We start from the raw sequence: 26222 nt of genomic DNA on the forward strand, positions 1-26222 counted from the left end.
TAAAGCCGATTTTAACGTGGAAATTGTTATTTTGCACTTTAGAATTTAGTTTGCAGGCACTTTTCTTATTAAATTTATTCTATTTTTCTGCGAAAACTAAGCACAATCATTAAATTTTTTTGTAAATGCAACAAGGTTTAAGAAAAGAGCCTTAATAAATACATAAAAAGAGAAAATGAAGTAGAGGTAATGTATAAATGAGTGTGGAGTTATTAATAAACGCAGATAGATGTTATCAGATGGCTGAGGAAAGAGCTGCTAATTATTTTAAATCGCTTCAGGTCCAACTCATCGAAAAGACGTATGTCCATAACTTAACTAAAGATATTCAATCCTGGAAACACAATCATATTCATCATTCACTTTTCTCTTTTTTTTCACGTAGCAAAGGAAAATCTGATTTCCGTGGATATCACAATTATATTCAATATCTAGATTACACCGGGAAACTAGATAATTATCTTGATAGAAGCATTTCTTATATTTATATGCGTGACTTGGGGAAAGCACTGGATTCAAAAGAGACACAGTCAAGGATTCAGGATGTTGTGGATAGTTTAAAAAAGCAGCTGACTGATTCCAGCTCATCAGATACGGATATATTTAGCGTCGCAGGGATGTACAAGTGGGCCCAAAAAGAGGGCATTGAATCGACAATGATTTGGCTGATTAATAAACTAAAGACTGTATCTTCTTATATTCCCCAGGGGATGGACGCGGACCATGCACAACGAAAACTTATTAAAATTATTGCTGGGGTAGTGATGCAAGAAATTGAAGAAATGGGCAATGAGATTTCCTCTCAAGAACGTTCGACTAAACTTGCTAAAGCTATTAGGCTGGGCTATTGCTATGGTCTGACTTATCCATTCATTGACGATCTTCTCGACGCTAATGTCCTATCCGATTACGAGAAGAAACGCTATTCTGATTTGATTCGCACCACACTTATTACAGGGACTGTTCCGGCATTAGATGATTGGGCTGAAAATAACCTGGAATTGCTTACAAATATTCATTCGGAGCTCCGTGAAGCCTTTGAGTTTATAAGGGCCAATCAGCGGCCTGATACATTGAAATCATTTTTTGAGCAATCGTATGTATTTTTTCAATCTCAGGAAGTCGATCGTGCAAAGGAATTAACCAAAGACACATACACTAATGAAGATCTTTATATCCCGATTATCTTAAAATCCTCCTCTTCACGGTTAATTGTGCGAACCGTACTCAATGCTGCTGAGGATGAAGGCTTTAACAACCGCACCTTCTTTTATGGGATATATAACCAGCTTGCTGATGATTTTGCAGATATGTTTGAAGATTTGGAGAATGGGGCGGTTACACCCTATACCTACTACCTAAACTATCATCAAAAACGTGACGATCTTATAAACCCTTTTGAATTATATTGGAGTGTTATCAGTAATTTGATTCATAATGTTTATCATTCAGACCCCAAGGCATGTGAGGTAATTTTGGATCGTGCAATCAATGGTCTGAGACGATTTAAAGAAAGAATGGGAACGAAAAAATACAACGAAGTGATGAAATTATTTGCGTCTGGAAATCCCAAATTCAATTCTCTTATACAAAAAATGGTAGGTAAAGCAGATGATATAGATTTCTTTGATAAACTGCTTCGTGATCATATGATTACGAATCTGAAAAATGAACGGAAGGAACGGGATGAATTTTTAGATACAGTCGAAACGGTACGATCGGAGATCAACCACCTTTTACCTATTCCTAACAATGATCATGTTTCCTTTGAGAAAGAACCGATTGTTGAGGCGGCAAACTATAGTCTCGAGGGGGATGGTAAAAGGTTAAGGCCAATCATAACGTGGATGATGGGAATAAACGAATACGGATTAGCGAAGTCGGCCATTGTACCACTGCTACGTTCATTGGAATATATGCATACAGCTTCATTAATCTTCGATGACCTTCCTTCACAGGATAATGCCTCGATACGCAGGGGGCGATCTACCCTGCACATGGTGTACAACGATGCAATAGCTGAGTTAACTGGCCTGTTTCTTACCCAAAAAGCGTTTGAAGAACAAGCATCCATTGATCAGTTTGACTCGAAAACGGTGCTTAGCCTGATTCACTATTCTGCTAAAATGACAGGGGAAATGTGTAAGGGGCAGGCAATGGACTTGGATTCCAGAGGAAAACAACTAACACTGGAACAATTGAATCGATTGTGCTTTTATAAAACGGGAATTGCCTTCGAAGCTTCCCTTATAATGCCGGCCATTCTCGCAAATGCAAAAGAAATAGAAATGTTAGCTTTGAAAAAATACGCCTATCATGCCGGAATTGCCTTTCAAATCAAGGATGACCTGCTTGATGTGGAGGGCAGCTTGAACACATTGGGAAAAAACATTGGTAAAGACGCAGAAAACAATAATTCCACTTTTGTATCTATCTTAGGTTCTGATGGTGCCAAGAGAGCAATGTGGGATCATTATTGTCTAGCAATTGAAACACTAAAAGAGGTACCGCGGAATACCACTTTTCTTAAGTATTTATTGAATTACTTTGTGAATAGGGACCATTAAGCAGGATATATTAATAGAATATTAACGCAAAAATCAAAAGTATAATGGAAGGGTGATCGAATAAATTTCGTTCACCTTTTTTAATCCACTTGTACGATGAACAAAAAGAACATTTTAGATAGTCTTATGTAAATTTTAAAAATAATTAAAATTATCGTTGACATTAGACATAGGGGTAAGTAAAATAAAAATATACCAATTGATAACAATTATCATTATCATTTATAAAATTCTCAGAAGAGGCGGGTACATATCATGAATTTATCAAATTTATTTAAACCTTTATTGGCTAGTGCGATGCTTACGATTGGCTTAGCAGGTTGCGGAACAAATCAAACTGACACAGAAGGAGATAAAGCGGCATCCAAGCCTAAAACGACTGAAAACCAGGAAGTAAATATTTACACGGCAAGACATTATGAAGTTGATGATGAGATTTATAACAAATTTACAGAAGAAACCGGCATTAAAGTTAATGTTGTAAAAGGGGAAGCGGAAGAACTTATTGAGAGATTAAAGCGTGAAGGTAAAAGTACACAAGCAGATTTATTTGTTACAGTAGATGGTGGGGTCCTTACTAACGCTAAGCAAAATGATATCCTCCAGCCAGTTACTTCAGATATTATTGATAAAAATGTACCTGAAAACCTTCGTGATGTTGATAATAATTGGATTGGGCTGGCAACAAGAGCACGTATAATCGCCTATTCAAAAGACAGAGTTTCACCTGAAGAATTGTCTACTTATGAGGATTTAACAAGTGAAAAATGGAATGGAAAATTGTTAGTTCGTTCTTCAACAAGTTTATATAACCAATCATTACTTGCTTCCTTTATTGAATTAAACGGTGAAGAGCAAGCAGAAAAATGGGCGAAAGGAATTGTAAACAATTTTGCCCGCCAGCCAGATGGCGGTGACCGTGACCAAGCTAAAGCAATTGCAGCAGGCACTGGTGATGTTGCCATTATGAACACCTACTATGTTGGGTTGCTTGCAAATTCGGAAGACCCTGAAGAAGTAAAAGTTGCTGAAAGTATCGGAGTCTTTTTCCCTAATCAAGAAACAAATGGAACTCATGTGAATATCAGCGGAATTGGTTTGACGAAGCACAGCAAAAATCAAGAAAATGCGATTAAACTAATTGAGTATATGACTGATGTTGAAGCTCAAGAGATTTTATCAGCAAATAATTATGAATTTCCAGTAAACCCTAAGGCTTCAAAACCAGAATTGCTGGAAAGCTGGGGCGACTTTAAAATGCAAGAACTAAATTTTGATACTTTAGGAGAGCATAATAAAAAGGCAATCGAAATCTTTAATAAAACAGGCTGGAAGTAATATGAATGCAAAATTAATAAAGCGTAATCTCAAAAAGGAAATAAACGGTTGGTGGATAATTAGTTTAGTTGGGGCAGTAGTTATTCTACTGCCTATCCTTTTTATTTTCTCTTCTATATTTCTAGAACCTAATGAAAACTGGCTTCATATTCGTCAGTATTTGCTAACTAATTATGTTGCAAACACTATCATCCTTGTAGTCCTAACTGGCCTTTTTACGGCCTTTTTAGGCGTAACTTTGGCGTGGCTGATTGCAGCCTATGATTTTCCACTAAAACGGTTTTTTCGTTGGGGGTTAATTTTGCCACTGTCAATCCCCACTTTTATCGCGGCTTATACGTACAGAACGATGTTAGGCTATACCGGAGTGGTTCAAACAACGTTAAGGAATCATTTTGATTATCAGATGAATCCAGAATGGTTAACCGTTTCAGGAATACATGGAGCTGTTTTTATTTTTACCTTATTTCTATTTCCGTACGTGTACATGATAACCAGGGCATTTCTTGAAAGTCAAAGTACATCTTATATAGAGAGTGCAAGGTTGTTAGGAAGAAAACCATTAGCTGTATTTTATAAAGTAGTCCTTCCTCTTTCAAGACCTGCAATTGTTGGAGGTTCCGTTTTAGTCATCTATGAAGTGCTAGGTGACTATGGAGTTACCAGCTATTTAGGCATTCACACCATTTCAACCGCTATTTTTCAAACATGGTTCGGGATGTATGATGTGAATTCTGCTATGAAACTCGCTGCGTGGCTGATGGTGATTATCGTGGGCATCTTCTTTTTAGAAAGACTGCTTAGACAGCGGCGGCGTTATCACTTAAGTAATAAATCGAGACCGCTTGTACCTGTGAAACTAAAAGGAATGGCGGGAGTGGCCGCCTTTATGTATTGCGGAGTCGTATTTTTATTAGGATTTCTCATCCCATTCATACAGTTGATTGCTTGGGCTAAGATGACGTTCCATAAAGTTTGGGATTCTACCTTTTTTACCTTGTTGTATCAAACCGTCTATGTTGCCGTAATATCTACTTTGATTATTCTGATTCTTTCTGTTATTGTCGCAAACGTTTGCCGATCTCATTCTTCGTTTTCTTTTATCATATCTAAATGCGTAACCTCAGGTTATTCCATTCCAGGTCCAATTATTGCAATTGGTGTACTGGCTATTTTTATCTCACTTGATGAATGGCTCGCACCCATGTATTTTTCTATGGGACTTGGTGAAGCACCTCTCATCTTAAGTTTATCTTTAGTCATGTTAATCGTTGGCTATTTCATTCGTTTTATGGCTACTGGGTTTAATGCGACTGAAGTGGGATTTGAGAAAGTGGGAACGAAATATATGGAAGCTTCAAGAATGCTCGGAATGGGAGTGACAAAAACCTTCTTTAAAGTAGACCTCCCTTTAATAAAAGGATCTTTAATTAGTGGATTTATTTTAACGTTTGTTGAAATTTGCAAGGAATTACCATTGTCCTTGTTGCTAAGACCTTTTAATTTTGAAACGTTAGCAACAAAGACATATCAATATGCAAACGATGAACAAATCCATGAGGCTTCTATTTCATCGCTTCTAATCATTTTAATAAGTATTTTATCTGTAATCATTTTTCAGATATTAGGTAAGAGGGTGAAACAATGAGTATTGTTAAAATTAAAGGTCTCACTTTTTCATTTTCTCGAAAAGAGGAACCTGTTATTAACGATTTTTCGTTTTCAATGCAAAAAGGGGAAATCGTCGGTATTTTAGGACAAAGTGGAAGTGGAAAAAGTACATTACTTCGCTTGATATCAGGATTAGAAATGCCGATGAAAGGAACCATAATAATTGCCGGTACTACCGTTGTAAGTGAAAGTGTATTTATTCACCCAGAAGAAAGAGGGGTAGGAATGGTTTTTCAAGACTATGCTCTATTTCCTCATATGACGGTAAAGGATAACATTCTTTTTGGTTTAACACGTCTACCTAGAAAAGAGCGGAAATCGCGTGTAGATGAGATGTTGGAACTTGTTCAAATGGAGGAGTTCTACAAAAGGTATCCCCATGAATTAAGTGGTGGACAGCAGCAACGGATTGCTCTTGCTAGAGCGCTTGCCCCAAAGCCCAATGTGTTATTAATGGATGAACCATTTAGCAACTTAGACGCTGATTTAAAAGAGTCGATTCGAGACGACCTAGGGGTGATTTTGAAAAAAGCCAACATGACATGTATTATGGTCACACATGATCGACATGATGTTGAAGCAATTTGTGATTATAGTATCACTCTCGGTCAATCGAATGTCTCTAATGGCTTAAATAGAGTAAAACTTAAGACCATCAACTAGTAATATTCTAATCGCAAAATATAGATTGGAACAAAGCCTCAATTCCTTTATGGAGTTGAGGCATTTCTATTTTATAAAGAGAAATACTGTGTAAAAGAACGATGTGATAGCATTAAAATCAAGGAGAAAGATTTTAGATTTCGAAAAATAGGAACTTTTTTTAAAATAGTAATGAATATTTCCATGATTTGTAATAGAATGATATTTTGCGAGGGGGATAGATTATGAACTTATTAAATATTACATTGGCTCATTTTAAACCTTATTGGAGAAAACTAGTTCTTGCATTAGTTTTTTCATTACTAGGAGGAGCATTTACAATCCTGCCGCCATTACTGGCAGGGAAATTAGTTGATGAAGTAATAGGGGCAAGAGAGACAGACTTTTTGTTATGGCTTGTCGGCGGTGTACTTGTCGCTTTTTTAGGTAAGTCACTGTTTGAAACTCTACAAGAATATGTGCAGGTAAAAATCGGTCTGGATGTTATAACAGATATGCAGATTCGAGCTTTTAAAAAGCTGCACCGGACACCGATGTCCTTTTTTACAACGGCACCAAGAGGGGATATGTTATACCGGTTAACCCATGACGTGGAGTCTGTTCAAAACCTAAATAACACGGTCGTTCCACGTATATTACAGCAAGTAATTGGTGCGGTTGCCGCTTTTACAGCAGTATTTGCTTTATATTGGCCAGCGGCCATTGTGATGTTTGTCGTATTCGCTATTTATATATTTCCTTCATTTAAACTGGGTAAAACGATGCGTAAAATGAGCGCAGTCCAAAGAGATATGAGTGCAGACATGTATCAACATCTACAGGAAAGCATAGAAAGTACTAGGCTCGTTAGGACGTTTCAGACACAAGAGAAGGAAATTGAAACACAGATGAAAAAACAGACAGAATGGAAAAATTACTCGATTCGTGCAGCGCTAATTGGTAAAGTCAATTGGCGCCTGGGGAATTTATTTAATATTGCCACTCCTGGTGTTGTTATGTTGATTGGGGGCTTTTCTATCTGGCAAGGTACCATTACAGTTGGTACCTTGGTTGCTTGCCTTAGTTTTATTCCCATCATGTTTCTGCCTGTTCGATCACTGGCTGAAAATGCTCTAACCATTCAACAGGCCATTCCGGCTTTGCAGAGAATCTATGAATATTTTGATTTACCGGAAGAACACGAAGAAAATCTGCCTTCCTTCGGAGAGGTAAAGGGAAACATAGACTTAGAGAATATCTGGTTTACCTATCCTTCTAGCGATAAAAAAATACTAAAAGGTGTTTCCCTATCATTGGAACAAGGGAACCACATTGGCATTGTTGGTACCAGTGGAGGTGGGAAAAGTACACTTATCCAAATACTCCTAGGATTATATGAACCTGAGAAAGGCTCGGTCCTTATCGATGGTAAGAACCTTTTTTCCTACAATCGAAATAGTTTTAGACGGCAGGTCGGGGTTGTTTCACAGGAAACCTTTCTATTAAATAGTACACTTCGCAATAATCTATTATATGGAAAACCTAATGCTACTGATGAAGAGTTAGAACAAGCAGTGGAAGCAGCAGGTTTAAAAGAACTCATCGAATCACTCGAAGATAAATACGAAACCGTGGTCGGTGAACGAGGCTTAAAGCTCTCCGGTGGACAGAGACAACGTGTGGCACTAGCAAGGGCAATTTTACGCCAGCCGCCAGTTTTGATTTTTGATGAAGCGACTTCCTCTTTGGATGGAGAAACAGAAGAGAAAGTTCAGGAATCCCTGGAACAACTAATTCCAGGAAGAACAACTATCACGATTGCCCATCGTCTTATTACGGTTAGGAACGCGGATAAAATTCTCCTCTTAGACCAGGGGATGGTGGCGGAACAAGGAACACATGAAGAACTGCTTGCATTAAGAGGCCAGTATTATGAGCTATACAAGGCCCAATATAGCGAGTTGGAAAAGGAGATGATCGGATGAGTGTAAACACTGTCTCCCAGCAAAATAAGAATCGTGATGGCCGCAGGGTACTTGCTTTTTTAAGGCCGTATAAAAAATGGGTAATTGCTGATTCCATTGTCATTGCTATCAGCCAGGTCTTTTCTGCATTAATCCCAACATTAGCACTTAGCTGGCTTATTGATACGATTATTCCGAATGAAAATCACTCGTGGCTATGGGGGTTAATGTGGCTGTTGGTCTTTTCTGCAGTCTTTGATTTAGTCATGATGGTCATTGATGAATATTTTTGCCATCAAACAGCAAAGACCGTAACCAATTGGCAAAAGCTGCGCCTTTTTAGCCATTTGCAGGTGCTCCCCTTTTCCTTTTACCATAACAATTCATCTGGAGAACTATTAGCAAGAGTCTCGGATGACCCTGATACGTTACATAATTTCCTTGCATGGGAAGGGTCAACTTTTATGGCTAGTGTCCAGGGAGTTATTATTTATAGTTTGGTCCTTCTTTGGATTCATCCTTATTTGATGATTACGAGTGTTATTTTGGGCGTTATTTTTTATGGGACTTCCAATTATGTTGGAGCCAGGACTAGAGCTGCATCCGCGGATGCGAGGCAAGAGGCTTCACGCTATCTCGAAAGACTAAGAGAATCGGTGACGGGTATCCATTTGTCACGTGTTATGGGAGTTTCTGAAAATGAGGTGGAAAGTGTTATTGCCATCCGAAACTCCTTTGTAAAGCATTCAATTAAGGAACTAAAGGCAAGAATGCAGTCCGTTGTCGTCATTGCCAGCTATAATGGATTTGCCTTAGGGATCGTTTACTTGATTAGTACATTATTAATTTGGAACGATAGCCTGACAAGCGGACAAATGCTTACTGCAGGTGGTTTAGTTACAATTGCAGCCAATGAAATGCAAAGATTGCTGCGTAACTGGCTCTCTGTTAGAAGAACAGGACCGGCACTTGATCGTTCTGACATTCTTCTCGCACATCAGCCTTCTAATGCAGAAACACAAGAGGGTATTCGTGGCGGCAGAGCTAACGGTGAAATCAGACTAAAGGATGTTACGTTTGCTTATCCGGAAAAAGAAGAGAATGTGCTGTCAGGGGTTTCGTTTACGGTTAACGCTGGTGAGAAGGTGGCCTTAGTTGGACCGAGTGGTTCTGGTAAATCGACGATTGTGGATCTGTTGTTTAAACTTTATGATACGAAGAATGGCTTGATTGAAGTAGATGGAAGAGATATAACAGAATGGGATACAGGATGGCTACGGTCACAAATGGCAATCGTGACTCAGGATGTTCAAATGCGAAATGGTTCTCTAGCAGACAATTTAAGGATAGGAAAACCAGATGCCACGGTGGAAGAGCTGCTTAAGGCATTACATGACAGCGGGCTGGAAGAATTGGTGGAAAGCCTTCCCGAAGGTTTGGATACAAAGGTGGGAGAAAGAGGAAGCCTGCTTTCTGGAGGACAAAAGCAGCGATTGTCACTGGCAAGAGCTATTTTAAAAGACGCTCCGATCCTTATTCTTGATGAAGCGAGTTCTGCACTTGATCCAATCACGGAAACACAAATCAATGAAGCAGTTTTAAAAACAGGAAAAAAACAAACGATTTTAATTATATCCCACCGTCTTTCAACGGTTCTATCAGCAGATAAGATCATTGTTCTTGAAAATGGAAACATAGTAGAGGAAGGAAAACACACTAATCTGCTTGAAAATAACAATGGTGTCTATGCAAGATTATTTGGCAGAGAAGCAGAAATCGGCGGGGAAACCATCAGCTATTCAGGGGTTCAGGTGAGATAGTTAAAAGTAAGGCAGCTTTCCTTCAAATACGGAAGCTGCCTTTTTTATGATTGGTAATGATGTGATGGGAGCGGCAGGGAGCTCGACTGGGCACATCCTGGTTTTATTGTTACCGTAATTGACGGGAGACCAGGTTTACGGGCACAATTTGCTCATATTTTTCCAGTATTTGTAGATACTATCTTTGATATTAACAAGGGGGTGCTAAATAATGCCGAACGCAAAAGATTACGTAGATCAAAGTATGTCTTCCGTACAAAATACAGTTAACACCCTGCAGCAAGCCCTAAGCAATGCTGAAAAACAAGAGAACAAAAACAAAATCCAACAAGCCATTAATTCACTTAATTCCGCCCAAGACCAACTATCTGGATATCAGGATTAATTTTATAAAATGGCAAGAGAGCCTGACCGTCAAAGCCAGGCTTCTATTTTGGCTTCATTTGGGTAAATCAATATAACCATATTTCTGGAAATTGGACATTACTTTATTATTTCGTCTAGTTTAATATAATAGTATGAAAGGTGTTGATAAATATGGCGTGGAAGGACTATCCCCAAAATATTAAGGTTCGACTAATAACCTCGTTTTTTAATCGAGCGATTGCCAGCTCTGTAATGCCGTTTATGGCACTCTTTTTTGCACAGCACAAAGGTGCGATTTGGGCAGGTATTTTCTTAGCGATTACAGTCATCATAGGCTTTTTTATAAATTTTATTGGCGGCTATATTTCAGACCGCTTCCCTCGGAAAAAAATTATTTTTCTATCATCAGCGTCTAGTGCGCTAATGTTTGCGCTTATGACCGTAAGTTTATTGCCAGAGCAAACATGGATTGTATTATTTGCAATCAGTTATGTGATTTTCACGATAACAAGCAGTCTTGGTCGTCCTGCTATTCATGCTGTTATTATAGACTCAACCACACCGGAAAATCGCAAAAGTGTTTATGCACTAGAATATTGGCTAACTAATCTATCGATGGCAATCGGTGCCGCGTTGGGCGGTCTTTTATATGTGAATCACCAATTAGAGCTATTCATCACTTTAACGTTAGTTTCTATTAGCTTGCCGATTGCCTATGGGATATGGCTGCAAGATACACGCGTTAAGCTCTTGGAAAAAAAGCATGATAATATTTTTATGGATCTCTTTCATAACTACAAAGTCGCATTTCAGGATAAACCATTTGTCATGGCGGTTGCTGGGTCAATGTTTATTTTTGCGGCAGAATTTTCACTAAACAGTTATATTGGCGTACGATTAGCAGAGGAATTCAAATCTGTATTTGTCGGGAACTTTGAAGTCGCAGGGGTTAGGATGCTGAGTTTTCTAAATATCGAAAACATGCTGATGGTAGTGGCACTTACCTTTTTTATTACAAAAATAACAGATAAATATTCAAAACGGAAAATGCTCCTGCTAGGATTATTGTTATATAGTGCAGGATATACGATTGTCACTTCAGCGAATATCTGGTATGTTCTTATTTTATTCAATGCTTTGGCCACAATTGGTGAGCTTATTTACTCTCCAATTATGAATGCAGAAAAAGCAAATATGATGCCGGAGGACAAGCGTGGTTCTTACTCGGCTTTTTCTAACCTAAGCTTTAGCGGGGCAGATTTAATCGCACGTGCATCGATCATTTTGGGAGCTTTTTTAGTACCAACCATGATGTCTGTGTACGTAGGAATTATTTTAATGGCCGGGACCTTCCTGCTGTATAGTGGCCTTTTTGTGGTAAATAAAATTCGTGTTCAAAAAAATATGTCAACATAATTTAGGAGGCTTTTGGTGCGAAAAGTCGAAATTAGAAGACCTAGAATCGAAGACACAGAGGAATTGAAACAATTTTTTAGGATTGTCATTGAAGATACTTTTGCTAGAGAGGGTTTAGTAGAGTTGATTGATGATATCGAGGCTGAAATTGCTTGTAAGATAAAATATCTGCAAATGGATTTTGACAGCAATGGCGAGAAAAGGTATTTTTTAATAGCTTTAACGGACAACAAAATTATTGGATCAATAGAATTCGGTCCTGCTAGTAAAATGATTATTGACTGTACCAATGGAAACCTGGGGAACCTTGTTGAAGTAGGAACGGTTTTTGTACTTCCTGAGTATCAAAGACAGGGTATTGGGAATAGGCTGCTGGCTGTAATGCTGAAAAGCTTAAAGAATCAGGGAATCCGAGAATTTTGTCTCGATAGCGGCTATAGGAATGCCCAAACCATTTGGAAAAAGAAATTCGGAGAACCTGATTATCTTTTAAAGGAATATTGGGGTCATGGGCAAGATCATATGATATGGAAACTAACATCGCGGGGAGTCTATTAAATAGGCTCCTTTTATTATTATTATTCCTGCTATTGAATTTAATAATGTTATAGTGTTATAATGTGGTATCGTGATAATATGGTAACGTACTAAAGTGAATTTAAATTTAATTAAAGGTGGTATATAAAATGAAAAAACGATTAGCTATTATGATTCTTATTTTAACTTCTGTGTTTGCGATAGTAACTGGATGCTCAAAGTCATCTGGAAAAGAAGAAAACACCCTAGTTATCGGGATCGATGATAAATTTGCTCCAATGGGGTTCCGTGATGAAGATAATAATATTGTTGGATTTGATATTGATTATGCTAAAGCGGCTGCTAAAAAGATGGGAACTGAACCTAAATTTCAGCCAATTGACTGGAAAACAAAAGAAGCAGAGCTAAGCAGCGGACGAATTGATCTGATTTGGAACGGATACACAATCACGGATGAACGGAAAGAGAAAGTTCTTTTCACAAAACCATATCTCAAAAATGCACAGGTACTTGTTACCCTTGCTGATTCAAAAGTTACAAAACTAGATGATTTAGAAGGGAAAGTAGTTGGGCTTCAGTCACTTTCTTCAGCTTCTGATGCCCTGGATGCTTCTCCAGTAAAAGAAAAACTTAAGACCGTTACTGAATTTGCCGATAATGTACAAGCCTTAACAGACTTGAAGAGTGGCCGTTTGGATGCTGTAGTCATTGATGAAGTTGTTATCAATTATTATATGACAAAAGAAGATGGTACATTTAAGGTGCTTGATGAATCGCTAGCTCCAGAGGAATATGGAATTGGTGTTAAAAAAGGAAATAAAGAATTACTTGAAAAACTCCAAAAGGCACTTGATGAGATGAATGAGGACGGAACAGCTACTAGTATTTCTGAACAGTGGTTTGGAGAAGATAAAGTACTAAAGTAATATGAAATAAGGTAAAACAGGATTTCCTTGGGGAACCCTGTTTTGTTTTTGGAGGAGTTTTCAATGACATTAGATTATTTCAAGTCCATTCTGGTCCCAATGCTTGAAGGTGCCCAGATGACCGTTCTGTTGTTTGTTATTGCCATAATCGTCTCAATTCCACTTGGTTTCCTGCTAACTCTTGCTGTTAAAAGTAGTTTGAAGCCTTTATCATTACTTGCTCAGGGCTATATTTATATAATGAGAGGAACCCCTCTGTTACTGCAATTACTATTAATATGCTTCGGCCTTCCAATGCTGCCTGTAGTCGGAGAATATTTAGTTTTGGATAGATTTGTTGCTGCTTGTTTAGGGTTTATTTTAAATTACGCAGCTTACTTTGCTGAAATATTCCGCGGTGGTCTCCTGGCAATCGATAAGGGACAATATGAGGCCTCACAGGTTCTTGGTTTAAGTAAGTGGCAGACAACTACGAGGATCATTTTACCGCAAATGTTTCGGGTCACTCTTCCCGCTATTGCGAATGAATCTGTGACACTTGTTAAGGATACGGCCTTGCTCTATGCAGTTGCAGTACCGGAATTACTGCACTTCGCTCAAACAGCTGTAAACCGAGACTTTACGATTGTGCCGTTTTTCGTTGCTGGTTTGATTTATCTGATTATGACTCTCTTTTTAACATTTATTTTTAAAGGAATTGAAAGAAGATACAAATTTGAATAAAAAGGATTGGTAAATGTGGCTATCATTGAGGTTTCCAACCTGAAGAAATCGTTTGGCAAGCTAGAGGTACTAAAACAGATAACGCTTGATGTTAATAAAAATGATGTTATTGCCGTAATTGGTCCATCTGGATCGGGGAAAAGTACAATGCTTCGCAGTTTAGTCCACTTGGAGGAAATAAATGCGGGGAGCATTACGATTTCTGGTGAACCGTTTGTTAAGGAAGGAATCTATGCGAAACCTCAGGAAATCAAACAGATTACTTCAAAAATGGGTATGGTCTTCCAACATTTTAATCTATTCCCGCACCTGACGGTTAGAGAAAATCTAGAACTACCTCCTAGATTGGTAAAGAAAGAGCCGATTACCTCGATTCAGCAAAGAAGTACGGAACTATTGAGAAAAGTTGGTCTTACAGAGAAGTCGGATGCCTATCCTGCGAATTTATCAGGCGGTCAAAAACAACGGGTGGCTATCGCTAGAGCATTAATGATGAATCCTGAAATCCTTTTGTTTGATGAACCAACTTCTGCACTGGACCCTGAATTGACTGGGGAAGTTCTAGAGGTAATAAAGGCACTTGCAGAAGAACAAATGACGATGATGGTTGTGACCCATGAAATGGGCTTTGCAAGGGAAGTGGCAAACCGGGTTATTTTCATGGATAACGGAGAAATTATTGAATCCGGACACCCTTCAGAGTTGTTTACAAATCCACAGAACGAACGGACAAAAGCCTTTCTAAGCAGAAGCCTGAAATAATTTGAAAGCAGAAAGGATACAGTCTTTATTAGGCTGTATCCCTTTTATGTGTAAATTAATTGCCGTATTCTCCGCTATCATGGCTGATTTGCCAGTGGATTCCGAATTTATCCGTTACTTGTCCATAGAGCTTAGCCCAGAAGGTTTCTTGGAGCTCCATCGTAACATTTCCGCCTTCTTTTAATTGATCATACCAATATTGAATATCATCCAAATTTTTACTGACTAAGGCAAGTGTTACATTGTTGCCTTCTACAAATGGCGACCCAGGGAAGTTATCAGAAAACATTACATTGCTTCCATCGATGTTAAGGCGTGTATGCATTACTAAATCTTTTACTTCCTCTGGCATCTCGTAATCAGGGTGTTTCGGTCCTTCACCAAAGGTCATAATATTCGGTGCTTCTGTCTTAAAAACATTTGCATAAAATTCTACTGCTTCACGGGTGTTACCATTAAAAACAAGATAAACATTTACTGGCATTTTTCTCCACTCCTCTTAATATGACTATGTACAAATTCCATTCTAACCGATTCATTCGATATTAATCTAATTTTTTCTTTTTTTATATCAATGGATTTAAACTAAAATAGTCCAAAGCCTGATTGATATGGTAAAAATCATATATTTTTTTCTCAAGACAGAACTGGATGATTAAATCAAAGGTATCGCTGTCCGATAAAGAGTAACCAGCAGAACTCAATAATTTATCTGTTTCTTTTTTTGTGAGTTCAAGGGCTAGAGCCAGAGCGATAACGGTATTTTTCTTTGGTTTGTAATCGGGGTTCGAGCGTATTTTTGAAAAATGCCTGCGGTCGATTCCAGCCCGTTTGTAAATATCAGAGTCAGTGGTGCCTTTTTTATCAATAAAACGAAACAATGTCTGATTGAAGGTTGGCTGTCGTTTAATCTTAATGAAGTCTTCTATTTCAATATTTTGGAGCTCTTCTGATTTTTGAAAGCTTACTGATTCAAGAATCTGAAAGCTCAAATGATTTTCTATATATGTCTGTAATTCTAGCAATAGCTCCTGATCAAACATAATCTACCCCCGAAAGTGTCGCTTACAAGGCGACCAAAAAATGGATGAACTCACCTATTATTATAATATAAACAGATTGAAAGGATGATAGATATGAACAGTAGCCTAACAGAAATTATTTTTCTCCTCGACCGGAGCGGCTCAATGGGAGGGCTTGAAAGTGACACAATCGGCGGGTTTAATGCTTTTATTGATAAACAAAGGAAGTTAGAAGGTAAAACGTTGGTGACAACAGTACTATTTGATGATGATTATGAAGTCGTTTGGAATGGCGTCGGGGCAGAAAAAATTAAGCTAACCGAGAAAGAGTATTATGTGAGAGGATGTACAGCTCTGTTAGACGCGGTGGGAAAAACGATATTGGATGTAGGGTGTAGATTATCAAAAACATGCGAAGAGGACAGACCCGAAAAGGTTATTTTTGTGATCACAACAGACGGCTTTGAAAATTCCAGCCGCGAATTTACCTATGAAAAGGTAAAAGAGTTAATTAAGCATCAGCAGGAGAAATATAGCTGGGAGTTCATCTTTCTCGGAGCAAACATTGATGTAGAAAAAGAAGCGGACAGTCTTGGCATCGATAGTGTAAACGCCTTTAACTTTGAAGCATCTAAGGATGGTGTTGAATGTATGTATAATAGGATAAGTGAAGAAGTATCAGAAAGGAGAAAGTCTGGTAAAATTAAGAGAAAATGTTGAAAGACAAAACTAGTAAGATGTCGGAGGATTTGTCCTTCATAATGAATGGGTATAGTCCAAATAGAAAATTAGTTTCAAGACGGTATAAATCGGGAATATTAATGTTGCCGAGTTCAGATTATTTAGAAGGAAGGTATGTTTCTTGCCCTATCGAGTAAAAGATACAATGATTTCTGAAAATGAAATCAAAAGTAGAGTGAAGCAATTAGCGGAGGAAATTGAAAGAGATTTTAACAATGAGCCAATCATGTTAATTGTTGTGCTTAAAGGATCGTTTATTTTTGCGGCTGATTTGATTCGTGAGATGAAAGGCGACATAAACGTAGATTTCATTTCTGTTTCAAGCTATAGCGACCAAACGGAAACAACCGGAAAGGTTAAGCTGTTAAAGGATCTTGATGAGGATATTACGAATAAAAATGTTTTAGTAGTTGAAGATATCATAGACAGTGGACTCACATTGTATTTTTTGAGAGACCATTTGAATATGCATAAACCGAAAAAGATTAAAATTTGCACACTATTAGACAAGCCAGAAAGAAGAAGAGTTGAATTACCGGTGGATTATGTTGGTTTTGTCATCCCAGATGAATTCATTGTTGGCTATGGTATTGACTATGCTCAAAAGTATAGAAACTTACCATATATTGCAACAGTGGAGGAGTATTAGCACCTGATTTTAAAGGAGGCGATATGTTTTGACTACAAATATTTTTAAAGGAAAAAGTGAAGAAGAAAAAAATAATCTTGAAGAAATTCTCGAACATTCAATTGAAGTAGAAGAAGATTTAATGCGGACTTATTTAATAACAGCGGAGCGGATTCATGATGATGATGCACTTAAGGAACGACTTGAAAATTTTGCCGAAGGAAATGCGAAAAGAACAAAACAACTAATCGATGAATTAAATGAGCATAAAGAGAAATAAAAAAAAGCTGTGCGGATTCAATTAATCCAAGCAGCTTTTCATATTTGGAATATAAAGTGATACATACTATAGGAAAGGAGTGTGTGAGTAAAATGAAAAAAGGGTATATGGTCATTGGGATTATAGTTGCAGTGATTGTTTTACTTGGTGTTATGTTAATGTCCAGCTATAACAACTTTGTTAACCTAGAAGAAAATGTGGACCAATCCTATGCACAAATAGAAAATCAGCTTCAAAGAAGGCTCGATTTAATACCAAACCTAGTGAATACCGTTAAAGGTTATGCGTCTCATGAAAAAGAAGTGATTGCTTCAATATCTGACGCACGCGCAAGATTAGCAGGAGCGAATACGGTGGAAGAAGAAGCAACAGCTAATGCGGAATTAACGGGTGCATTAAGTCGGTTGCTCGTCGTAGTTGAAAACTATCCGAATTTAAAAGCGGATCAGCAGTTTACGCAATTAATGGATGAATTGTCTGGAACAGAAAATCGAATTTCAGTAGCGCGAAAAGATTACAATGACCAGGTTGCCGTTTATAACAAAAAAGTAAAACAATTCCCTGGTGCTATTATAGCGGGAGTAACCGGTTTTGATGAAAAGGAATATTTTACAGCGGATCCTAAAGCGGCTGAGGCCCCAGAGGTTGACTTTGGAGGCAATGGGGAATGAAACCGAAAGTGGTCTTCAGCCTTCTATTGTTATTTTTATTCCTTTTACAAGGTGTAGCATTTGCTGAGGATATCAAAATGCCGGCTCCGATTGGAGATATTTATGTACAAGATTTTGCAAAGGTATTAACACAAGAAGAAGTAGCGGAAATAAGGAGTTTAGGCAGAACAATTGAAGGTCAAACGACTGCGCAAATTTCTGTTTTAACAGTGGATACCATTGGAGAAAACACGATTGAGGAATATGCAAATGCAGCCTTTAGACAATATGGAATTGGAAATGAAAAAGAAAACAATGGAGTATTGCTGGTTATTGCCGTTACGGATCGTTTAATTAGAATAGAAGTGGGCTATGGGCTGGAGGGAAGAATCCCAGATGGAAAAGCAGGGCGGATTCTCGATGAATATGCTATTCCATTTCTTCAGAGTGAGCAGCCAAACAAAGCGATAATAGAAACATATAAGGTGCTTGCAAATGAAGTGTTAACCGAATATGGTCAAGAAGGTGGACTATCGGCCCCTGAAAAGCAAGTCCAACAGAATACTGGTAATGAAGGATTGGGAATTCCTCCATGGTTGCTTATTCTTATTGTCATTGTGGTGGTATTTCTTGATTTTAAATTTTTTGGAGGGACCCTCACGTATCTTCTTCTTTCTATAATTACACGTGGCAGAGGAGGCGGAGGAGGCGGCTCTAGAGGTGGAGGGGGAGGATCTTCGGGCGGTGGTGGAGCTGGTCGGGGATGGTAATAATCATCAAGTGATACAAATCAATGTAATAAGCTTTAGATATATGTTTAAATGGTCTAAAAGGATTCAACTTGGGGGTATTTATTAATGAATAAAGATGAGGCATCTTCTATTCAGAAGGCTTTAGTAGGTGAACAGAATACCTCTACCTTAATGGCTGATTTAAAAGCACTTTTTAAAGCTGGAGTTTTACTTGCAAATGTACTGCCTGTATTTACAGGATTCTGGTTAGCGCTTCATTTTACTGAGACATCCTTTAGAACACACTGGGGAGTTTTTTTGCTTACGATAGTAGGCAGTACAATGGTTATGGCCGGAGCACTTATCCTTAATAATTGGTATGATGTTGATATAGATGCAATAATGGAGAGAACCAAAAAACGACCAACCGTAACAGGAAATATTCCATTAAAAGTTGTTTTAACGATGGGGATTGTTTTTACGATAATTGGTTTTCTTCTTCTCATGTTTACCACCGTCGAAGCAGCCATTTATGGATTCATTGGTTGGTTTACCTATGTCTTTTTGTATACGATGTGGTCCAAAAGAAGATACACTTTTAATACGATTATCGGCAGTGTTTCAGGTGCGGTTACGCCGTTAATCGGGTGGACTGCAATTGAACCTGGTTTTCATAAAATCCCCATTATGTTATTTCTAATCTTGTTTATTTTTCAAATGCCGCATACCTTTGCGATTGCGATGAAGAAATATAAAGAATATACAGCCGCAGGTGTGGCAATGCTTCCAGTTGTCCGTGGATTTAAAATAACTAAACGACAAATTGTTGTATATGTAGCATGCCTGCTGCCATTACCATTTTTCTTATCACCGCTGGGTACACCGTTTATTGTCATTGCGACATTACTAAACATTGGATGGTTGGTTGCCAGTATATCTGGTTTTTTTACGAAAGACGATCTAAAATGGGCTAATGTGATTTTTCTTTACTCTGTGAATTATGTAACCATTTTGTTCGTCTTGATGATTATCGTAACATTGCCCATATAATTAAACTTAAAGTATAACTAAGTGAGCTGTTCCCGTGTAGTGGGGGCGGTTCTTTTTTTTGCAACAATTTAGACACTGTTTGCCATCGTTCATTAATTTGTCACTTTTTCTAATGTGAATAATTTCTATATTAGGATATAAATTATTGATTCTAAAAAGATTAGAAAAGTTGATATTATTGCATTTGTGTCTTTTTAGACACAAAACTGATATAAAAATTTCGGTTGATTATTTGGTTTTTTTGTTTTCGTTTATGTGATTCAGTTCACTTCAGTGAGAACCCTTCGCAATTATTATATAAGTAAGAACAAATTAAGGGGGTTGATTTTTCAATGGGAGCTACTAAAGCTAATCACAATAAAAAGCAAAGCAAAGTAACTGAAGCACCATTAAAGGGAACATGGGTTTCCGTAACAGTGGTTGGAGTCGTTATTGTTGCAACTTATGCAGTACTATATGGGCTATATATGGCCAGATTTTAAGGGGGGATAAATATGAAAATGCATCTTGATGAAAAAATATGGCTTACGATAAGTTTTGGAATCATCATGGGATTCATGCTCATTACAGGATATCAAGCGTTTGCCTTAGAAATGGGACCGCCAAGTAATATGGAAACGATTGACCCTCAGAAGGTAGATCAAACAGCACCATTTGATAACCCGGGGGTTAAAGAAATAGGCGATAACGAATATGAGGTTGTTATGACTTTGCAAGCGTTTGGCTTTACTCCAAACAACATTGAAATACCTGCTGGAGCAAAGGTTACTTTCATTTTAACATCAAAGGATGTTGTTCACGGATTTGAGGTCGCTGGAACAAATATCAATGCAATGGTTATGCCAGGGCATATACAGAAAATTACACAAACATTTGATAAGGCGGGTAATTATTTAGTTATCTGTAATGAATATTGTGGTGCGGGTCACCAAGTTATGAGTACAACGATTACGGTTAAATAAGGGGGGATATTAGATGAAAATGGAAGCAGATTTAAAAGTAGGTTTTAAAGATAAAGCAAATAAAATGCTGGGATATTACCCAGCGGATGCAAAATTATCGAAATCATATATAGCTGTAGCATTTATCGCATTACTAGTTGGTGGATTTTTAGGATTATTACAAGGATTAAATAGAGCAGGATTGTTAGAATTACCAACTTGGTTTAATTATTACCAAGTACTAACTGCACATGGATTAATATTAATCCTCGTGTTAACAGCCTTCTTTACCATTGGATACTTTTATGCAACACTTTCACATAATTTAGGAGGGCTTCTTCCAAAAGTAAGAAAGCTCGCTTGGGTTGGTTTCTTCGTTAAGCTTGTAGGATTTGTATTAGCCGTCATTCCAATCTTAATGAATGAAGCATCGGTGATGTACACATTCTATCCTCCGATGGCTGCACATCCTATATTTTATATTGGTTTAGCTTTAATCGTAGTTGGTGTTTGGATGTGCTGTATTGGAGCATTTATCCAAGTAGCGAATTGGAGAAAAAATCATAAAGGACAACATGTTCCAATCCTATCTTACTTTGCAACGGGTGTATTCGTTCTCCTATTTTTCGCTCTAATGTTCGTAGCAGTAGAAGTATTATTTATGATTCTTCCATGGGTTTTTGGCTGGGTCGATACGATCAATGTAATGGTCGCTCGTACACTGTTCTGGGCTTTTGGACACACATTGGTTAATATCTGGTATTTAACAGCTGTTTCTGCCTGGTATGTAGTGGTACCAAAAATTATCGGTGGAAAGCGCTGGAGTGATTTATTAACACGTGTAGTTATTATCGCTTTAGTCATCATGAACATCACTGGTGGATTCCATCACCAAATTATTGACCCTGGTATTAATGAGTTAGTTAAATTTATGCACGTATTTATGAGTTTGGCGATTGGATTCCCATCTCTAATGACAGCATTTGCACTATTTGCAGTATTTGAGCGTACATCAAGAAGAAAAGGTGGAAAAGGCTTAATCGGCTGGTGGAAGAAAATGCCTTGGGGCGATGTTCGTTTCCTAGCACCATTTATTGCAATGCTTGCTTTTATTCCTGCTGGAGCAGGTGGTATTGTTCAAAGTACCAATCAACTAAACCAAGTTGTTCATAATACGATGTGGGTTGTTGGACATTTCCACTTAACATTAGGTATGTCAGTCGTTATGACATTCTTTGGAATTAGTTATTGGTTGGTTCCTTATATCTCAAATCGGGTATTAACACCGCAAATCAATCGATTAGGTGTTATCCAAACATGGATTTGGACAGTTGGTATGATCTGTATGTCTGGTGCTATGCACTATGTTGGGTTACTTGGTTCACCAAGAAGAACTTCTTACACAACCTATGGCGATCATGCAACAGCATTAGGCTGGGATCCATATTTGTTGCTCTTGGCAGTTGGCGGTACGTTACTAATTATCGGTGTAATTCTTCAAGTGTACGCCGTGTTCAATATGATGTTCTTTGCACCAAAAGGTGAAACAGAATTCCCAATTGCTGAGGAAGAAGACAACGCAACAAAAACGCCTTATTGGACAGAGCGCTGGGGCCTATGGATTGTTATCATGTTAATCGTAGTAGCAATGGCATATGTAATCCCGTTAACAGAATTTATCGTAAATGCACCTCCAGGATCACCACCTTTTAAAACATGGTAATTTGAAAGATGAAGAGAGATAGCTCCAAGCTTGGGCTGTCTCTTTCTTCTTAAAAAAAGAAAACAGAGTTGGAAGTGATCACTATGATCAATAATAAGTATACAAAAATCTCATTTTATCTTGTTATTTTATTTGGCCTTGGATTGTTTTATTTCGGTACCGATGGATTCACTGCATTTACTGCAGAAACTGCCAGAGTGCAGCAGCTAAAAGATGATAAACCGAAATTCCCGGATGTTACGCTTGAGGACAGTATGGGACGAAAATATTCAATATCCGAATTTGAAGATAAATATGTATTTATTACATTTCTCTATACATCATGTACCACTGTTTGTCCTGAATTAGAATATAACATGAAGCAAGTTTACGATAAACTGCCGGTTGGCGTTAAAGGAGAAGAAATAGTCTTTTTGAGCATTAGCTTCGATCCCGAAAGAGATACTCCGGCTGTTTTAAACAAATACAAAGACTATTTTAAAAGTGACGGGGAAACCTGGCGGATGGCAAGAATCCCGGACCAGGCTGAGTTAGATTCTTTATTAAAGGCATTTGGTGTCATTGTGATTCCAGATGATAATGGGAATTTTGCTCATAATTCTGCATTTTATTTAGTGGATAAAAAAGGCAGTCTGATTGATGTATTGGACTATAAAAAAATCGACGATGCTGCTCAAAAGGTTGTTACCATCCTAGAAAACAGAGGGGAGGAGTAAGCTGTGAATCAGTCATTTTATGGCATGCTTTTATTTATCTTCTTAGCCGCTCCTCCTGTTGCAAATTTTATGGAATCTCTCATGGTTATTCATATGCATATGCAAATGCCGATGCTGGTAATTTCGGGAATGTTAATGGCACGTTTTTTGCAAAAACGATTTCCGCATCTTTTCGAAAAGTGGAACAGCAATGGGGTTCCGGGAATTACGTTATTTGTTCTAATCATGGTATACTGGATGTTGCCGCGGTCAATGGATGAAACATTAACTTCTCCTATTATAGAAGGATTTAAATTTATCAGTTTACCTTTTTTAGCCGGAATTTCATTAAGAGACAGCTGGAAAAAACTCAATCCTTTCGGAAAAAATTCGATTATTATTAGTTTTACCATTCTATTTATAGGCTTGGGATGGTTATATATTTGGTCACCTGTACAATTATGTAATAACTATCTAGTTATAGAACAAGTTACACTTGGATGGGCATTTTTACTGACTGCAATCGGTATGATAATCTATTTGGGATATAACTTTTTTATTGACCCTTCGGCATATGAATGAGAGGGCAGGCAGGAGCTTATAAATGAAAGAACTTAATTACGATGAATTGTTGAACATAAAAACTGGTGGAGACCATAGGGGATACAATAAGTCTTTCCATTATCACAGGTATGAAGCTACTCCTTATAGTGCCCTTGAGCTACTATTTGCTCATTATCAATTGACTAGGACCGACCAAATTGTTGATTTTGGCTGTGGAAAGGGAAGATTAAACTTCTTTATTCATCACTTATTCCAAGCATCTGTTGTTGGAATAGAAATGAACGAGACTCTCTATCAAGCTGCGATTGAAAATCAGACTAGTTATTTAAAGAAAAATAAAAATGGCAAAGACAAAATTCAATTCCACTGCTGCTTAGCAGAAAAATATGAAATTACTCCCTTAGATAATCGTTTTTATTTTTTCAACCCATTTACAATACCGATCTTTTGGAAAATCATTAATCATATTTTAGTTTCGGTAGAAAATTATAAACGGGAAATAGACGTGATATTATATTATCCATCTGAAGATTACATTTACTACTTAGAAAACCACACCTCATTTGAATTATTGACAGAAGTCCAGCTTCCTGGTTTATTCGAACATAATCCCAACGAGCGATTTTTAATTTATCGGTTAGCCTATTAGTAATAAAAGCCCTCGATGTCTATTGTGACAATTGAGGGCTTTTACGATTAAGTAATTTAATAAGTGCTTTTTCAAGGTTGGCATTCGTCTTTTTCTGAAGCCCTTTATCTGAAATCGTAAAATAGCTGCAATGACTGCCTTTTAAGTAACTATAGATAATTTGTGCTTCATCGATTTCATCTTTGCTCACTTCAAGTGTTAGAGAGATAATATCTTGCTTAAAATAATTCTTAATTCGAGTAGCAAGTTCTTCGACTGCTATACTATTAGTGATAAATTTTTCACTATAAAGGATTTGGTTTCTTTTTATGAGAAAAAGCTTGTACGTTTTCTCAGTCAGATTTTCAAGAACAACGATGTTCTTATTCTCGACAGTAAAAGTAATGACTTTTCCTTTCTTAATCAAAAAGGAAATGGCCTCAATCCTATCTCGATACTTTGCAGCAGCTTCGAAATCAAAATTTTCAGAAGCCACTTCCATTCTCCGCTTCATTTCTTCAAGAATACCCATATCCGTGCCTGACAGTAATGCGATGATGTTATCTAGTATTTTATTGTACTCCTGAAGAGCAGAACCCCCGCGACACATGCCTATACACAAACCCAAAGTATAGTTTAAGCATGGCGTATTGCTCTTATTGGTGCTGCTGCATAGGATTTTAAAGGATTCTTTAATTCCAATAATAGCTTGTTCTACTCTATTCTTACTTGGATAAGGCCCAAAATAAAGCCTACTGTCCTGTTCATTTCTGTTGTTTGTTATTTCAATCGAACGAAACTCTTTATCCCTATCAATAACAATGTAGGAATAGGATTGTGGGCTTTTCATCATTTTATTAAATAGAGGTTTTATCTCCCTTATTAACTTACATTCCAACATAAATGCTTCAAATTCTGTATCTGTCAAAATGAAATCAAAATCCTTAATATTACTAACAAGCTTTACGATCTTTTGAGGATGAGCTTTTGAATGTTGAAAGTAGGATTGAACTCGTCGTTTCAGATTTTTTGCTTTTCCCACGTAAATAATCATACCTTGGGAATCTTTCATTAAATAAACTCCAGGGGTAGAGGGAAGATTTTTTACCTTCTCTTTTAGAAAAATAATAATCTCTCCCTTCCTACTCTTTTTTTCTATTTTATCATAAAAAAATGACCAGATTGACAAAACAATCTGGTAAAAAGCTGCTATGATGATGATTTTGAATATAAAACAAATAAAAGAACTAACATGACAATATCTAATCTGGCCTTGAAGGCAAAAAGTAATATTCCACTGTTAAGCATAGGGAGCTTTGTTAGCAGAATGGCCGCAAACATGATTCCAATTAAGGGGATAACCGCCTTTTTTACACTGCGGTTTATTAAAATGAGGATGCCGCAAATAATTTCCAGAAGGGCGGTAACATACAACAGTATATCTGGAAAAGGCAGCCCTAAGCCGATAAACACTTCTGCTAGTTCTGTACTAAATAATTTCATCACGCCTGATGTAATAAAGACATATGCCACCGCAAATCGGATTAAACTAGCTGTTGTCAACGAATGATTCATGTCCATTCCCCCTTTTAAAGGCTGATCATTCTTTACAAAAACAGCCTATATAAAAATGTATTCAAAAGGTGGGACATACCATGAGTAAAATAGTAAAATTTCTAAAATTAGGGTTAATAATGACAAGAAAAGCAGAAAATAAAATTGCCCAAAAGGGGAGGAGAGGCTCAAATGTGAGCTTCTCCTCTCTTCGCGTAATAGGGGAATATGACATTTATCATGTATTGGCATATGACAGATATGGACTAAAATGAAAGAAGGG

Annotated in this window: 29 protein-coding genes; 25 read left to right on the forward strand and 4 right to left on the reverse strand. The window is 37.5% G+C overall.

Translation table 11 applies throughout. The features are described 5' to 3' along the window. Positions 1-197: 197 nt before the first annotated feature. From J2Y03_RS10900 to J2Y03_RS10955, 12 genes are all read left to right on the forward strand, one after another. Complete coding sequence (locus J2Y03_RS10900) at positions 198-2567, forward strand: polyprenyl synthetase family protein (protein WP_310193823.1); 2370 nt, start codon at positions 198-200, stop codon at positions 2565-2567. 255 nt (positions 2568-2822) lie between these two features. Beyond that, positions 2823-3905 (forward strand): Fe(3+) ABC transporter substrate-binding protein, encoded by a 1083-nt coding sequence (locus J2Y03_RS10905; RefSeq protein ID WP_310193825.1) that lies wholly within the window; start codon positions 2823-2825, stop codon positions 3903-3905. A 1-nt stretch (position 3906) separates the two neighbouring features. Beyond that, the gene (locus J2Y03_RS10910; RefSeq protein ID WP_310193828.1) at positions 3907-5553 is read left to right on the forward strand and encodes an ABC transporter permease; all 1647 of its coding nucleotides are present in this window, start codon (positions 3907-3909) and stop codon (positions 5551-5553) included. Beyond that, entirely contained in the window at positions 5550-6239 is a 690-nt protein-coding gene (locus J2Y03_RS10915; protein WP_310193830.1) for an ABC transporter ATP-binding protein, read from the forward strand. Before J2Y03_RS10910 ends, J2Y03_RS10915 begins: the two co-directional genes overlap by 4 nt. Before the next feature lie 224 nt (positions 6240-6463). Continuing rightward, a complete protein-coding gene (locus tag J2Y03_RS10920) occupies positions 6464-8203 on the forward strand; it encodes an ABC transporter ATP-binding protein (RefSeq protein ID WP_310193832.1) in 1740 nt (579 codons plus the stop codon). Further along, the gene (locus J2Y03_RS10925) at positions 8200-10002 is read left to right on the forward strand and encodes an ABC transporter ATP-binding protein (protein ID WP_310193834.1); all 1803 of its coding nucleotides are present in this window, start codon (positions 8200-8202) and stop codon (positions 10000-10002) included. The genes J2Y03_RS10920 and J2Y03_RS10925 overlap by 4 nt, the downstream gene beginning before the upstream one ends. Positions 10003-10213: 211 nt before the next feature. Further along, the gene (locus J2Y03_RS10930; protein ID WP_165903167.1) at positions 10214-10387 is read left to right on the forward strand and encodes an FIMAH domain-containing protein; all 174 of its coding nucleotides are present in this window, start codon (positions 10214-10216) and stop codon (positions 10385-10387) included. A gap of 152 nt (positions 10388-10539) precedes the next feature. Then, the gene (locus J2Y03_RS10935; protein ID WP_310193838.1) at positions 10540-11784 is read left to right on the forward strand and encodes an MDR family MFS transporter; all 1245 of its coding nucleotides are present in this window, start codon (positions 10540-10542) and stop codon (positions 11782-11784) included. 15 nt (positions 11785-11799) lie between these two features. Further along, positions 11800-12342 (forward strand): GNAT family N-acetyltransferase, encoded by a 543-nt coding sequence (locus tag J2Y03_RS10940; RefSeq protein WP_310193841.1) that lies wholly within the window; start codon positions 11800-11802, stop codon positions 12340-12342. 128 nt (positions 12343-12470) lie between these two features. After that, positions 12471-13247 (forward strand): amino acid ABC transporter substrate-binding protein, encoded by a 777-nt coding sequence (locus tag J2Y03_RS10945; RefSeq protein WP_310193843.1) that lies wholly within the window; start codon positions 12471-12473, stop codon positions 13245-13247. A 63-nt stretch (positions 13248-13310) separates the two neighbouring features. Continuing rightward, on the forward strand, positions 13311-13970 hold the full coding sequence (locus tag J2Y03_RS10950) for an amino acid ABC transporter permease (RefSeq protein WP_310193846.1): 660 nt from the start codon (positions 13311-13313) through the stop codon (positions 13968-13970). A 15-nt stretch (positions 13971-13985) separates the two neighbouring features. Further along, entirely contained in the window at positions 13986-14732 is a 747-nt protein-coding gene (locus tag J2Y03_RS10955) for an amino acid ABC transporter ATP-binding protein (RefSeq protein WP_310193849.1), read from the forward strand. Between the two features lie 55 nt (positions 14733-14787). Here the strand turns inward: J2Y03_RS10955 and J2Y03_RS10960 are convergent, their stop codons facing one another. Together J2Y03_RS10960 and J2Y03_RS10965 are read right to left on the reverse strand one after the other, a co-directional pair. Then, positions 14788-15216 (reverse strand): VOC family protein, encoded by a 429-nt coding sequence (locus J2Y03_RS10960; RefSeq protein WP_132094293.1) that lies wholly within the window; start codon positions 15214-15216, stop codon positions 14788-14790. An 82-nt stretch (positions 15217-15298) separates the two neighbouring features. Continuing rightward, complete coding sequence (locus J2Y03_RS10965; protein ID WP_310193853.1) at positions 15299-15775, reverse strand: hypothetical protein; 477 nt, start codon at positions 15773-15775, stop codon at positions 15299-15301. Between the two features lie 93 nt (positions 15776-15868). Between J2Y03_RS10965 and J2Y03_RS10970 the strand changes: the two genes are divergently transcribed. The 12 genes from J2Y03_RS10970 to J2Y03_RS11025 all read left to right on the forward strand — a co-directional run bounded on the left by J2Y03_RS10970 (position 15869) and on the right by J2Y03_RS11025 (position 24406). Further along, positions 15869-16474: a vWA domain-containing protein gene (locus J2Y03_RS10970; RefSeq protein ID WP_310193856.1), complete on the forward strand. Its 606-nt coding sequence runs from the start codon at positions 15869-15871 to the stop codon at positions 16472-16474. Between the two features lie 166 nt (positions 16475-16640). Further along, positions 16641-17144, forward strand: a complete 504-nt coding sequence (gene hpt / locus J2Y03_RS10975; protein WP_396954192.1) for a hypoxanthine phosphoribosyltransferase — start codon at positions 16641-16643, stop codon at positions 17142-17144. A 28-nt stretch (positions 17145-17172) separates the two neighbouring features. Next, positions 17173-17403 carry a hypothetical protein gene (locus J2Y03_RS10980; protein ID WP_310193862.1) on the forward strand — a complete coding sequence of 77 codons (231 nt, stop codon included), beginning with the start codon at positions 17173-17175 and terminating at the stop codon, positions 17401-17403. Between the two features lie 92 nt (positions 17404-17495). Beyond that, a complete protein-coding gene (locus J2Y03_RS10985; protein ID WP_310193865.1) occupies positions 17496-18074 on the forward strand; it encodes a LemA family protein in 579 nt (192 codons plus the stop codon). Next, a complete protein-coding gene (locus tag J2Y03_RS10990; RefSeq protein WP_310193868.1) occupies positions 18071-18823 on the forward strand; it encodes a TPM domain-containing protein in 753 nt (250 codons plus the stop codon). Before J2Y03_RS10985 ends, J2Y03_RS10990 begins: the two co-directional genes overlap by 4 nt. Before the next feature lie 87 nt (positions 18824-18910). Next, positions 18911-19834 carry a heme o synthase gene (gene cyoE / locus J2Y03_RS10995; protein ID WP_310193871.1) on the forward strand — a complete coding sequence of 308 codons (924 nt, stop codon included), beginning with the start codon at positions 18911-18913 and terminating at the stop codon, positions 19832-19834. A gap of 332 nt (positions 19835-20166) precedes the next feature. Further along, positions 20167-20316, forward strand: a complete 150-nt coding sequence (locus J2Y03_RS11000; RefSeq protein ID WP_310193874.1) for a hypothetical protein — start codon at positions 20167-20169, stop codon at positions 20314-20316. A 12-nt stretch (positions 20317-20328) separates the two neighbouring features. Next, the gene (locus J2Y03_RS11005) at positions 20329-20796 is read left to right on the forward strand and encodes a cytochrome c oxidase subunit II (RefSeq protein ID WP_310193877.1); all 468 of its coding nucleotides are present in this window, start codon (positions 20329-20331) and stop codon (positions 20794-20796) included. Between the two features lie 19 nt (positions 20797-20815). Then, positions 20816-22498, forward strand: a complete 1683-nt coding sequence (locus J2Y03_RS11010; RefSeq protein WP_310194018.1) for a cbb3-type cytochrome c oxidase subunit I — start codon at positions 20816-20818, stop codon at positions 22496-22498. A gap of 83 nt (positions 22499-22581) precedes the next feature. Beyond that, positions 22582-23214 carry an SCO family protein gene (locus J2Y03_RS11015; RefSeq protein ID WP_310193880.1) on the forward strand — a complete coding sequence of 211 codons (633 nt, stop codon included), beginning with the start codon at positions 22582-22584 and terminating at the stop codon, positions 23212-23214. Between the two features lie 3 nt (positions 23215-23217). Beyond that, a complete protein-coding gene (locus J2Y03_RS11020) occupies positions 23218-23775 on the forward strand; it encodes a hypothetical protein (RefSeq protein ID WP_310193883.1) in 558 nt (185 codons plus the stop codon). Between the two features lie 22 nt (positions 23776-23797). Further along, positions 23798-24406 carry a methyltransferase gene (locus tag J2Y03_RS11025; protein WP_310193886.1) on the forward strand — a complete coding sequence of 203 codons (609 nt, stop codon included), beginning with the start codon at positions 23798-23800 and terminating at the stop codon, positions 24404-24406. A gap of 19 nt (positions 24407-24425) precedes the next feature. On the opposite strand, the gene J2Y03_RS11030 is transcribed toward J2Y03_RS11025, so the two are convergent. Together J2Y03_RS11030 and J2Y03_RS11035 are read right to left on the reverse strand one after the other, a co-directional pair. Continuing rightward, complete coding sequence (locus J2Y03_RS11030; protein ID WP_310193889.1) at positions 24426-25457, reverse strand: UvrB/UvrC motif-containing protein; 1032 nt, start codon at positions 25455-25457, stop codon at positions 24426-24428. A 137-nt stretch (positions 25458-25594) separates the two neighbouring features. Next, the gene (locus J2Y03_RS11035) at positions 25595-25960 is read right to left on the reverse strand and encodes a DoxX family protein (protein WP_310193891.1); all 366 of its coding nucleotides are present in this window, start codon (positions 25958-25960) and stop codon (positions 25595-25597) included. Positions 25961-26040: 80 nt separating this feature from the next. Between J2Y03_RS11035 and J2Y03_RS11040 the strand changes: the two genes are divergently transcribed. Beyond that, the gene (locus J2Y03_RS11040; protein WP_310193894.1) at positions 26041-26214 is read left to right on the forward strand and encodes a hypothetical protein; all 174 of its coding nucleotides are present in this window, start codon (positions 26041-26043) and stop codon (positions 26212-26214) included. The last annotated feature ends 8 nt before the right edge of the window (positions 26215-26222 follow it).

This window comes from Neobacillus niacini, assembly GCF_031457145.1.
Classification (GTDB): domain Bacteria; phylum Bacillota; class Bacilli; order Bacillales; family Cytobacillaceae; genus Neobacillus; species Neobacillus niacini_J.